12 protein-coding genes and 2 tRNA genes are annotated in these 12,330 nt (G+C 29.8%); 11 read left to right on the top strand and 3 right to left on the bottom strand.

The window, feature by feature from the left end; translation table 11 throughout:
* Nucleotides 1–23 precede the first annotated feature (23 nt).
* Nucleotides 24–1,079 (bottom strand): ferrochelatase, encoded by a 1,056-nt coding sequence (hemH, locus tag CKCE_RS00440; protein WP_015238349.1) that lies wholly within the window; start codon nucleotides 1,077–1,079, stop codon nucleotides 24–26.
* A 255-nt stretch (nucleotides 1,080–1,334) separates the two neighbouring features.
* On the opposite strand from hemH, the gene CKCE_RS00435 reads away from it, so the two are divergent.
* From CKCE_RS00435 to dapB, 4 genes are read left to right on the top strand one after another with little or no spacing between them, the layout of a single operon-like run.
* Nucleotides 1,335–2,234, top strand: coding sequence for an NAD kinase (locus CKCE_RS00435; protein WP_015238348.1), 900 nt, complete (start codon nucleotides 1,335–1,337; stop codon nucleotides 2,232–2,234).
* Nucleotides 2,235–2,239: 5 nt separating this feature from the next.
* The gene (gene recN / locus CKCE_RS00430) at nucleotides 2,240–3,907 is read left to right on the top strand and encodes a DNA repair protein RecN (protein WP_015238347.1); all 1,668 of its coding nucleotides are present in this window, start codon (nucleotides 2,240–2,242) and stop codon (nucleotides 3,905–3,907) included.
* Between the two features lie 19 nt (nucleotides 3,908–3,926).
* On the top strand, nucleotides 3,927–4,322 hold the full coding sequence (locus CKCE_RS00425) for an outer membrane protein assembly factor BamE (RefSeq protein ID WP_015389140.1): 396 nt from the start codon (nucleotides 3,927–3,929) through the stop codon (nucleotides 4,320–4,322).
* Nucleotides 4,323–4,359: 37 nt separating this feature from the next.
* A complete protein-coding gene (gene dapB / locus CKCE_RS00420; protein WP_041572074.1) occupies nucleotides 4,360–5,160 on the top strand; it encodes a 4-hydroxy-tetrahydrodipicolinate reductase in 801 nt (266 codons plus the stop codon).
* A 12-nt stretch (nucleotides 5,161–5,172) separates the two neighbouring features.
* Here dapB and murB read toward each other — a convergent pair whose 3' ends face one another.
* A complete protein-coding gene (gene murB / locus CKCE_RS00415) occupies nucleotides 5,173–6,186 on the bottom strand; it encodes a UDP-N-acetylmuramate dehydrogenase (RefSeq protein ID WP_015238344.1) in 1,014 nt (337 codons plus the stop codon).
* A gap of 214 nt (nucleotides 6,187–6,400) precedes the next feature.
* Between murB and CKCE_RS00410 the strand changes: the two genes are divergently transcribed.
* The 4 genes from CKCE_RS00410 to CKCE_RS00395 all read left to right on the top strand — a co-directional run bounded on the left by CKCE_RS00410 (nucleotide 6,401) and on the right by CKCE_RS00395 (nucleotide 8,135).
* Nucleotides 6,401–6,476 (top strand) — tRNA-Gly (locus CKCE_RS00410).
* 19 nt (nucleotides 6,477–6,495) lie between these two features.
* Nucleotides 6,496–6,569, top strand: a tRNA-Cys gene (locus tag CKCE_RS00405).
* Nucleotides 6,570–6,686: 117 nt separating this feature from the next.
* On the top strand, nucleotides 6,687–7,742 hold the full coding sequence (locus CKCE_RS00400; protein WP_015238343.1) for a quinone-dependent dihydroorotate dehydrogenase: 1,056 nt from the start codon (nucleotides 6,687–6,689) through the stop codon (nucleotides 7,740–7,742).
* A 21-nt stretch (nucleotides 7,743–7,763) separates the two neighbouring features.
* Nucleotides 7,764–8,135, top strand: a complete 372-nt coding sequence (locus tag CKCE_RS00395; protein WP_015238342.1) for a thioredoxin family protein — start codon at nucleotides 7,764–7,766, stop codon at nucleotides 8,133–8,135.
* A gap of 71 nt (nucleotides 8,136–8,206) precedes the next feature.
* Here CKCE_RS00395 and CKCE_RS00390 read toward each other — a convergent pair whose 3' ends face one another.
* The gene (locus CKCE_RS00390; RefSeq protein WP_015238341.1) at nucleotides 8,207–9,514 is read right to left on the bottom strand and encodes a DEAD/DEAH box helicase; all 1,308 of its coding nucleotides are present in this window, start codon (nucleotides 9,512–9,514) and stop codon (nucleotides 8,207–8,209) included.
* A 211-nt stretch (nucleotides 9,515–9,725) separates the two neighbouring features.
* Between CKCE_RS00390 and CKCE_RS00385 the strand changes: the two genes are divergently transcribed.
* The 3 genes from CKCE_RS00385 to CKCE_RS00375 all read left to right on the top strand — a co-directional run bounded on the left by CKCE_RS00385 (nucleotide 9,726) and on the right by CKCE_RS00375 (nucleotide 12,294).
* Nucleotides 9,726–9,911: a zinc-finger domain-containing protein gene (locus CKCE_RS00385; protein ID WP_015389142.1), complete on the top strand. Its 186-nt coding sequence runs from the start codon at nucleotides 9,726–9,728 to the stop codon at nucleotides 9,909–9,911.
* Between the two features lie 168 nt (nucleotides 9,912–10,079).
* The gene (locus tag CKCE_RS00380) at nucleotides 10,080–10,943 is read left to right on the top strand and encodes a UTP--glucose-1-phosphate uridylyltransferase (protein WP_015238340.1); all 864 of its coding nucleotides are present in this window, start codon (nucleotides 10,080–10,082) and stop codon (nucleotides 10,941–10,943) included.
* A 13-nt stretch (nucleotides 10,944–10,956) separates the two neighbouring features.
* Nucleotides 10,957–12,294 carry an aminopeptidase P N-terminal domain-containing protein gene (locus tag CKCE_RS00375; protein ID WP_015238339.1) on the top strand — a complete coding sequence of 446 codons (1,338 nt, stop codon included), beginning with the start codon at nucleotides 10,957–10,959 and terminating at the stop codon, nucleotides 12,292–12,294.
* The last annotated feature ends 36 nt before the right edge of the window (nucleotides 12,295–12,330 follow it).

The raw sequence follows: 12,330 nt of genomic DNA, 5'->3' as shown, positions 1-12,330 counted from the left end.
CAGGTCAAAAGAATTTGATAAATCTATACCCAATCATATATATGGGTTTTAATGAGATTTTCTAGACCATTTATCCAATCTTCATTATCATTTAAAGCATTTATATAATGAAAATCTCTTCCACCTGAACTCAAAAACAAGTGGCGACACTGCTCATTTATTTCTTCTAGTGTTTCTAGACAATCTGAGACAAAACCTGGGCAAACAACATCCACCCTACTAACCCCTCTATTAGCAAGATCCACCAATATTTCTGATGTACAAGGTTTTATCCATTTTGAATAACCAAATTTGCTTTGAAAACTTATATATATAATATTTTTGTCAAAATTGAGCTGACTTGATAATAAAGTAAACGTTTCAATACAGTCCTTATAATAAGGATCTCCTTTATCAATAGAGTTCTGAGGCAGACCATGAAAACTTACTACAAGACTATTTGGAAAACCATGCGTATTCCAATAGTTATGAATATTAGTTACCAAGGAATCTATGTAAAATTTAGATGAGCTAAATCTTTTTATATATCTAAACTCTGGAATATCTCTTTTGCAAATCAAACGCCTACCAACATACTCTACTATACTACCAGTAGTACTAGAAGAATATTGAGGAAACAAAGGAAATAACAAAATTTTTTCACAAGATCCATCAATTAAACTATCTAAAGATTCTTTAATTGATGGATAACCATATCTCATGCAAAACTTTATTTGAACATTAATATTATTTTGCAGAAATATTCTCTCTAATTTCAATGCTTGCAGTTTACTATACACATATAAAGGAGAACCTTCTGGCATCCATATTTTGTCATAAAGTTTCTTTAATTTTCTAGGCCTAGTTCTCAATACTATAGTACGTAATATGATCTGCCAAATAAACCTAGGCAACTCAACAACACGATTATCGGACAAAAAAGATCCAATATATTCTCTAATATCATTAATTTTCGTAGATTTAGGTGTACCCAAATTCACCAATAATATACCTATATTGCGATTTGAGTTTTTCAAACCATAGTGATCATTATTAGCAGACATTAGAATAGAATTATATTCTTTAGAGTTTTCATCCATTGATAACCAAAATGTTAAACTTAGTTTATAATTAAAATTTAAATATACCTTAATTGCTCAGAACAATCTAATATTGATTACTAACCAACTAGCTATTAGTCTTTATTAAATTGCTACTATTTTCTAGTATAGAAATATTAGTTACAATAATTTGCTATAATAACAAATTATAGACAATTTAATCGACTATATTTACAAACAAAGATAACAAAACACCAAACATTTTTTAGTTAAATAAATACTAGTGAACTTCATATGCATTTCCCCACTATTGCTCTTATTGGGAGATACCAAGATACTGGTCTCGATACTCCGCTAAAAGCTATTGCTAAAACTTTAAGTAATATAGGCAGAAAAATATTAATAGAATCTACCACTGCCTGTAACACAGGAATTCATGAATATGATGTAGCGAGCATAAGCCAAATAGGAGAACAAGCATCTCTCGCTATCATTACCGGTGGAGATGGCACCGTTTTAAGCGCAGCTAGACATTTAGCAAAGTATAACGTTCCTATTCTAGGTATTAATCATGGAAGATTAGGATTCATAACCTCATTGTCAATGGATGAAACATTTAGAGCAATTATTCATATAATGGAAGGATCTTATTTATCTGAAAATAGAATGCTATTAGAAGGAATTGTTTGGCGTGACAATCAACAAATTTACTCAAACTGCGCTTTAAATGATGTGGTCTTAAATAGAGCAGGCATAGGCGGCATGATAGAAATAAAAGTAGAATTGAATAATACTTTTATGTACACACAAAGAGCTGACGGATTGATCGTAGCAACACCAACTGGTTCTACGGCATATTCTTTAGCTTCTAATGGGCCAATACTACACCCAGAACTAAACGCTATGGTTTTAGTAGCGGTTGCGCCTCAAACCCTGTCTAATAGACCAATTGTTATTCCTTATAATGGAATATTAAAAATGACCTTAACTGCAGTAGGAAGAACCGACATAGGAGCCAGCGTACATTTTGATATGCAAACACTATCTGAATTACACCCTGGTGATTATATTACAATACAAAAATCACAACATAATGCAAGATTCATACATCCAAAAGGTTATAGTTTCTTTTCTACTTTAAGAAGAAAACTTCACTGGAATATTATGCCTATATCATCAGACGTTATAGAATAATAATTATGATACGTAATCTATTTATTCAAAATTTCATAATAGTAAAAAATGCTGAAATTATTTTTAGTAATGGGTTTACTGTATTTTCTGGAGAAACAGGAGCAGGAAAATCAATTATAATAGATGCTTTATCATTTGTATTAGGTTTCAAAGTTTCAAATATAGACAATATAATTGGAAAAAATACTATTAACACTGAAGTAACAGCTTCTTTTGATATCACAACAAATGCAAAAGAATGGCTTGAAAAACATGCTTTTAGTATCGGTCATGAAATCCACTTAAAGAGAACTCTAGATAAAGATAATAATAGCAAAGCTTTTATAAACAATACTCCTACTACAATTGCAAATCTAAGAACAATAGGTTCTATGTTGGTCAAAATTTATGGGCAACATGCTTATCAAGATTTGTTAAATACAAATTCTCAAAGGTCACTTCTAGATCTATATGGACAATTAGATATCCCATTAACAAGAACAAAAAAATTTTGGAAAGTATGGCGTTCAATAAGAAAAGACCTAGATAATGCTACACAGTTAGCAGAAAACCTTAAAGAAGAATTAAATATTTTAAGGTTGCAAGCAGAAGAAATATCAGAAATAAAATTCTCAACGGATGAATGGCAGAAAATTCAACACGAATATAACAAACTATCTAATATTGAAACTATAATTGATACATGTGATTTTCTTCTTAAAAATTTGGATGGAGAAGAATTTTCTATATATAGAACTTTAAATACTCTTATTCAACGAATAGACAATATTTTGTTAAAAGACCCTGGACTACAAAATATATATGAAGAATTAAACTCAGCACAAATAACAATAAAAGAAGCAATTCATGATTTGAATAATTATATAAGCAAAATTGAAATTGATTCGAATAAAATAGATGATCTTGAAGCAAGAATGACGCTAATTACAGATACAGCTAGACGCCTAAAAATATCACCAAATGAGTTAAAGCATTTTCATGACACTATAATAAATAGAATCAATGCAATAAAAAACATTACCAATATTGATGAGATAAAAATAAAAGAACAAGAAGCACAAAAAAATTACCTCCATGCAGCAAATATTCTTTCTGAAGAAAGAAGTAGAAAAGCAACTATACTTAGTAATGAAGTTACTAAGATCATGAAAGAGCTATCTATGGAAGATAGTTCTTTTGATATTAAAATCACAAGATCTAAAGAACATAACCATGGGATAGACAATATTGAATTTTTAGTATCTCATACTGGAACTGAATCTAAAGGCATTTCAAAAATTGCTTCTGGAGGTGAGCTTTCACGTATATATTTAGCAATATCAGTTGTAACTAACCATAGTAATGTACCAACAATAATATTCGATGAAGTAGATAGTGGCATAGGAGGTGCTGTAGCTGAAACCATAGGCAAATTACTAAGTCAATTAAGCAATCATAATCAAGTTTTATGCGTGACACATTTACCACAAGTAGCTTCCTATGGTAAAAATCATTTCTTAGTAAGCAAACATCAAAAGAACCAAGATATTACTTCTGAAATAAAAGAGCTATCTTATGATGACAGAGTAACAGAAATTGCTAGAATGCTGGGTGGGATAGTAATAACACCAACAACGATACATCATGCAAAAGAGATGCTTATTAACACAATAAAAAATTTTTCAAATATATAAAAATTAGAGAATATTAGAAATGTTTTATAATACCATTAAAAACATCTTAATCATCTCACTTTTCTTGTTATTAGAAGGGTGTTCAGTTGTTAAGGAAATATCGATCCCATATAAGCAAGATATAAAACAAGGTAACGTTATTAATATAGAACAGCAAAATATGCTAAAAATAGGAATGACGAAAAAACAAGTTTTATCTATCCTGGGAACTCCTTTATTAAAAAATATTTATCAACCAGAACAGTGGAATTATATTCAATATAGCAAAACAAATAAAGGCAAAAAAAACATATTGCAATTTACAGTGTTTTTTAAAAATGACAAACTAATTAAATGGTCAGGAGATGAATTTCCAAAACAGCGAGAATATAAAATTGATATAATAAAAAGAATTACAATAGATCAAAAAGAATAAGAGTTGAAATCCATTAATTAATATGCAAGGAGCAGATATGAATATAGCAATCACTGGTGTCAGTGGAAAAATGGGACAAACATTAGTTAGAGCATCTCTAGAAGATAATTCCGTTAAACTAACAGCAGCTATTGATCGTCCTGGCAGCCCTTTAATTGGAAAAGATGCGGCTATTTTGTTAGGAAAGAAAACTGAAGTAATAGTTAGCGATGATATGGATGAAATAAAAAAAGCTAATTGTTTGATAGATTTCTCAAGACCACATGGAACACTAACGCATTTAGAATATTGTTTGAAACATAAAATCAATATTGTCATTGGGACAACAGGATTTAGTAAAGATGAGCTAAAAACTATAAAAAATGCGTCTACAAAAATAGCTATTGTTCATTCATCAAACATGAGTATTGGAGTAAACGTAACATTCAAGCTTGTAGAAATAGCTGCTAAAATGTTGAATTCTGGATATGATGCAGAGATATTTGAAGCTCATCACAAAGATAAAATAGATAGTCCATCAGGAACATCAATCACTATGGGTGAGGCAATAGCATCAGCTTGGAATGTTCCATTGTCAGATGTAGCAACCTGGACACGCCATGGTAATATAGGAGCAAGAAAGCCAGGAACTATAGGCTTCTCTGTTCTAAGAGGCGGTGATATTATAGGTGATCATAAAGCATATTTCTGTGGAAAAGGCGAGACCATTGAAGTTGCTCATCATTCTGGTAGCAGAGACGGCTATGCAAGTGGAGCTTTACTTGCCTCCACTTTTTTGAAAGATAAACAATCTGGCTACTACAATATGGCAGATGTACTAAATTTAAATAGTTACTAATTCTAATAATTATTAGAATATGACAGGCTCTATTTCTAATGAAATACCAGTTTTACAGCACACGTCTTCTTGAATGGCGTGTGCTAGTACTAACACATCACTTGCATTCGCATTATTGATATTTACTAATATTAGAGACTGCTTTTTATAAACAGCCACCGGACCTATAATCCTGCCCTTCCAACCACATATATTGATTAGCCAACCAGCAGATATTTTAAAAGATACACCGGGAATATGATTCCAGAATACAATATTAGGAAAAAGTAATTTAAGATATTCTAACTCTGGTATTTCCAATATAGGGTTTTTAAAAAAACTGCCTACGTTACCTAAAGCCTTGACATCTGGAAGCTTACTTCTTCTGGCAGAACAAACAACATCAAAAACATGCGTAGGAGTTAGTTTTGCTACACAATTAGTAATTTGCTTTTTTATATCATGGTATCCTATTCTAGGAGTCCATATTTTGTCTAAAAGCAAACGAACTGATAGTATTAGATAATCATTATTATTTTTCTTAAAAATACTTTCTCTATATGAAAACAAGCAATCTTGAGCCTTAATTTCAATGAAACAATTATTTTTAAAACTCCAAGCAAAAACACTATGACAGTATTCAGAAAACTCTAAGCCATAAGCCCCTATGTTCTGAACAGGAGCCCCTCCTACTGTACCTGGAATTAATGCTAGGTTCTCTAATCCATACCATCCTCGGCTTAAACAAAAAACTACTATATCATGCCAAGATTCACCAGCTCCAACATCTATCAAAATATGATTGCTATCATTGGATATGATATTAATGCCAAGAATATCTATTTTTACTACTAAAGCATCAATAATATTTGAGGATAAAATAACATTACTACCACCACCAATTACAAAGATTTTTGAATAATTCTTACTTATATCTATTAAGTATTCTAAATCACTGTAGTTAGAAACACGAAAAAAATTTTTGGTATATATATCTATTCCAAAAGTATTAAATTTCTTAAGATTTTGGTGACAAGGTTTCTTCAAAGCTATATGGAAAAATAATTGTTTAAATAAAAAAATAAATCTATTATATAATACATAGATAATCAACTACATATGAAAAATTGTTTAGTATTATATAAAATTATACTCAAGTTAGTATTAATATCTTTGCAAAAATATTTTTTTAGATATATAATGCATTCTTAGTATTTTATATGTTTTCATGAAGCATAGTTTTGCTTTTATCTATAAAATTGCGGGAATAGCTCAGTTGGTAGAGCGCAACCTTGCCAAGGTTGAGGTCGCGAGTTCGAGACTCGTTTCCCGCTCCAGTTCTGATAATCTAGTAATGGCGCAATGGCAGAGTGGTCATGCAGCGGATTGCAAATCCGTGTACGGCGGTTCGATTCCGTCTTGCGCCTCCAAGCTAATATAAAATATCACATTAATTTATCAATAATTATTTTTCTTTAAATATCAATGTTATAATTTGACCATAACCGATAGTCATACTAACACACAATATTCCAAAGACGATTACCATGTCTATAATTTCTAGCTCATACCCAATAATAAGAAAAATTTTGTTTTCTATAGATGCAGAAACAGCCCACAACCTTACATTGTTTATGCTTAACAAAACATATAAATACAACTTTCTCAGAAAAAAATTACACTCTTCTATAAACTTGCCAAGCAAAATAATGGGGTTAAATGTCAAAAATCCTATAGGTCTAGCAGCAGGTCTTGACAAAAATGGAGAATGTATTGACGCTCTAGGAAATTTAGGATTTGGATTCATGGAAATAGGAACTGTAACTCCTTATGCCCAAAATGGAAATCAGAAACCAAGAATATTTAGATTACCTAAAGCTAATGCCATAATAAATAGATTAGGTTTTAATAATCATGGAATAGAAAAAATTTTAGATAATATAAAAAATAATGAGTGGCAAAAAAATGATAATTTATTAGGAATAAACATTGGAAAAAATTTCAACACAGAACTAAAAAATGCTGCTGATGATTATACTTTTTGTCTAAAAAAAGCTTATCCATATGCTGATTATATAACCATAAATATTTCTTCTCCAAATACTAAAAATCTTCGTGATTTACAAAACACATATTATTTAGAAAACCTTTTAACTCAGATTAAAGAAACACATAAGGAATTAGTAGATAATTATAATAAATATGTTCCTATAGCATTAAAAATATCACCAGATTTAATAAATGAAGAAATAGAAGACATCTCTACATTACTCTTAAAATATAAAATTGATGGAGTAATAGCCACCAACACAACAATTTCAAGAAAAAAAATAGAAACATTGAAAAATCATGACCAATTAGGCGGGCTATCAGGAGAACCTTTACATGAACTATCTTTAAATGTTATTAGACGATTAAAATCATTACTAGGGCAAGAAATAACAATAATAGGAACAGGTGGAATCATTTCAGGACAACAGGCAAAGGAAAAAATAGAAGCAGGAGCGAATGCTATACAAATATACACCGGACTCATATATAAAGGTCCTAGTATTATAGAAGAATGCTTTAATCTTATTAAAGAAAACATCAATATTAATTAATTAATTTAATAAAATATTTATATGATTTTGAAACCTGAAAAAAATATAGTGAAATCTTCATGTGATTCGAATAAATATATAATAGCCTGCTTTTGCGCAGAATGGTGTGGCACATGCAGGGATTATCAATCCAAATTTCATGAAGTATCAGAAAATTTTATAGACTATAACTTCTATTGGATAGATATAGAAGAAGATGATTATCTTCTAGATGATGAAGATATAATAAATTTTCCAACCATATTGATTCAGAATAAATATAAGACACTTTTTTATGGTGTTATAAACCCAAATATTAAATACCTAACAAAAATAATTAGTGGTATAGACACTATGAATGATCATTACTCATCTACTAATGCACCAAAACTATGGGAAAAACTAAAGAAATAAATAGTTATCAATTTTTTTTCCCAGTACCACCCAGCAATATAGCGTAATTCTCTTTAGTCATTTTAATACTGTTATTGTATTTTAATTTTATTAAAATGATCTTCTTTGTTAGAAGAAGCAATTGCGCTCGAGCCTAAAAGAACCGCTTTTTTATTAAGTTGTTCATCAACACCAGATCCTAATAATCTAGAATCATTAGAGGTTAACTTCATCTGATTTAAAGGCAACCGTAATATTGTACTATCTGTAAATTTTTCAATACTTGATAACAAAACATCTTCTTCATCATTAGATATTAAGGAAATGGCAACTCCAGTATTGTTTGCTCTACCCGTTCTTCCTATTCTATGTACATAATCTTCAGGACTATGTGGAATATCAAAGTTTATAACACATGAAATACCTAGTACATCAAGTCCTCTAGCTGCTACATCTGTAGCAACAAGCACACGCAAAATACCATTTTTAAAACTTTCTAGTACGGCTGTTCTTTCTAATTGACTCTTATCGCCATGAATAGAGTCACACTGAATATTACTCGATCGCAAAAAAGATGTAAGTTTTATGGTAGATAATTTAGTATTAGTAAAAATTATTATTGTTTCTAGAACTCTAGCTGTAAGGATAGATACAACTGCTTCCATCTTAAATCTATTAGGTACAATATATGATAATTGCTCTACATTATCAGCTATAGAATTAGGACTAGTAATATCTAATTCAACTGGATCTTTTAAATAAGACATGCCTATTTTACGCATAAACTTACTAAATGTAGCTGAAAAGAAAAGAGTTTGTCTATTTTTAGGTAATTTACTTATGATTTTATCTATATCTGGCATAAACCCCATATCTAACATTCTATCAGCTTCATCAAGAACAAAAATTTCTATATTTTGTAAATGCAAATTACCTTGCTCGATATGAGCTATCAACCTTCCTGGCGTTGCTACAAGAATCTCACATCCTAACTTTAAGTTATTTTCTTGATTATAGTGATCTGCTCCTCCAAACAAAACAACAGATCGCAAATTAGTATTTTTACTATAAATAACAACACTGTCATAAACCTGATTTGCAAGCTCACGCGTTGGAACTAATATTAAGACACGTAATAAATGACGAGCTGGAGAGGTGCTAGAATTAGCATATGGTAATATTTTGTTAATAATTGGTAAAACAAAAGCTGCTGTTTTTCCTGTTCCAGTCTGTGCTGCACCTAGAACATCTCTTCCATTCAATATGAAAGGTATAGCCTTTTCTTGTATTGCTGTTGGAGTGTCATAACCTATGGAGTTTATGCTGTTTAGTAAAAGTTGATCTAAACCAAAACTATCAAATAAAATCTGCTTATTTTTATTTTCTCTTTTTTCTTTCATAACTATGTGTATATCTTCCTTATCTGAACATATAGATATTTATATTTTAAAATATAAATATGTAACAAGTAGTATTGTTACATATTTGTCAACTAGAAGGAACGTCATATATAATTAACAACTCCAACTTATTTAAACAGTAGTTTTATTACAAAAATTTATAGTACAAATGTTTTCTTACAAAAACTAATTAATATATAAGAGCTATCTAATGAAAACCAATTATCTAGACTTTGATAATCACCACAATAAAACAATGTTATCCTGCCCAGACTATGAAAAAGAAATCTGGAACATGCATCCCAGAGTATTTCTAGATTTAACTAATAAAAAAGTAACAATTTGCCCTTATTGCGGGGCAAAATATCAAATTAATAAACAAGAATCAACAATATAGCAATAAATATAATCATGATATTTTATAGATAAATAATGATTATATATGATAAATTCTAAATGTTATCTAGATTATACTAGAACCTCAAGCCATTGATGATTTTCTAACTCCAAATATACTTATATTAAAAATTAATAACCACCTAACAACATAAACTTATATCAAATAATGAGCAAGATTAGAAAGGCTATATTTCCATTAGGAGGTGGAATGGGGACAAGACTTTTACCAATAACAAAAGCACTCCCCAAAGAAATAATTCCAATAATAGATAAACCTTTAATTCAATATGCTGTAGAAGAAGCCATATCTGCTGGAATAACTGAATTAATTTTTATTACCAGCCGCAACAAAAGAATCATAGAAGATCATTTCGACTCATCTCCAGAATTAGAAAAATATCTAATTGATAATAATAAAACCGAAATGCTCAGCATAATAGAAAACATTGTACCAAGAAATATAAAATTTAGCTTTATCAGACAATCAAAACCACTAGGTCTTGGTCATGCAATACTGAGCGCTGAGCATATTATAAATAATGAAGAATTCGCTGTAATACTAGCGGATGATCTAATAGACTCTAAAATACCTGCCATTAAACAATTAATGCTGATATTTCAACAAACAAATTCTAATGTTATTGCTATTCAAGATGTTTCATTAGAAGACGTAGAAAATTATGGCATAGCAGCCACGCAAAAATATCCTAAAATAAAAAATACTGAAGAAATTAGTAGTATTGTAGAAAAACCTACTCGAAAAAGCTCTCCATCTCAAACGGCTATCGTTGGCAGATATATACTTAAACCTGATATTTTCGATCATCTACGTATTATCACACCAGATATAAAAGGCGAAATTCAATTAACTGCAGCTATAATCTCTCTTTTAAAAGAACAAAAGATCTTGGCTTATAGATATGAAGGGCAAAGATTTGATTGTGGAACAAAACATGGAATATTCTATGCCAACATATATTTTGGAAAAAAATATCATGGATTCAATGCAATAAATAAGTTTATAGAATAAAAGGTATGCTGTAATGAAAACAATATCTGTAACGCAATTTCAAAAACGTAGGGAAACATTAATAAAAAAAATAAATGAATTAGGTGGAGGAATCATAATTATTCCTAATGCCAAAAAATTTTATAGAAATAATGATAATGAATTTCAATATAGACATGATAGCAATTTCTATTATTTATCAGGATTCACAGAACCAAATTCATGTATAGTACTAGTGGCTGGCAAACAAAATAAATCTTTTCTCTTCTGCTTACCAAAAAACAAAAATAATGAAATGTGGACTGGAGAGGTATATGGAAATGAAGTAGCAGGTAGAGTATTTAAGTTTGATTATGCTTATCCAATAGAGAAATTCGATATAGTAATATCTGACATTATCAATAATCTATCTATTAATTCCATATATATAGAAATGAACAAATATATAGGACAAAAAAATAAAATCTTTGATTCTATAAATGAACAAATAAAAACAACAAACAAAATAAAACATATTTGTGATTTATCTGATATTGTAAGTGAAATGAGGTTAATAAAAGATAACTCAGAAATAAAAACAATGAAACTAGCAGCTCAAATTTCAGCAGAAGCACATCTGGATCTTCTAAAATATTGCAAAATTGGAATGTATGAATATGAGCTAGAATCTAGAATTTCTTACAATTTTAGAAAACAAGGAGCACAGTCAATTTCTTATAATAGTATAGTTGCATCAGGCAAGAACTCTTGCACACTTCACTATATTAAAAATAATCAAAAAATCAAAAATGGAGATCTAATACTTGTAGATGCAGGATGCGAACTAAATAGTTACGCTTCAGATATAACAAGAACATTCCCTGCCAATGGCAAATTCAGCCCTTCACAATTAGCTATATATAACATAGTACTAGAAGCTCAAAAAACTGCTATAGATTCTTGCAAGACAGGCAATAGTTTTAATGATCCTCACCAAGCTGCTCTAAAGATCTTAATACAAGGATTATTAGATGAAAAAATCCTGGTTGGCGATAAAGATGAAATAATAGAAAATCAGAAATACAAAGAATTCTACCCACATAGCACGAGCCACTGGATTGGTCTTGATGTACATGATGTTGGTTCATACTACTCTTCATCAGAAGATAATATTAAGAACTGGACAAAACTAAAACCTGGAATGTTACTTACAATAGAACCTGGTCTATATATTAGACAATCTAATAATATACCAAGTCATTTCTGGAATATTGGAATAAGAATAGAAGATACTATTCTTATTAAAACCAATGAATGTGAAATTATTACAAAAAATGTACCAGTTAAAGCTCATGAAATAGAAAAAATAATGAAGGATTCAATAATAATCTAATAAATCCTAACTTCTATTAAAAGCAATAAATATAAA

This window comes from Candidatus Kinetoplastibacterium crithidii (ex Angomonas deanei ATCC 30255), assembly GCF_000319225.1.
In the GTDB taxonomy this organism is placed as follows: domain Bacteria; phylum Pseudomonadota; class Gammaproteobacteria; order Burkholderiales; family Burkholderiaceae_B; genus Kinetoplastidibacterium; species Kinetoplastidibacterium crithidii_B.
This window is presented reverse-complemented; position numbering and strand designations above follow the sequence as displayed.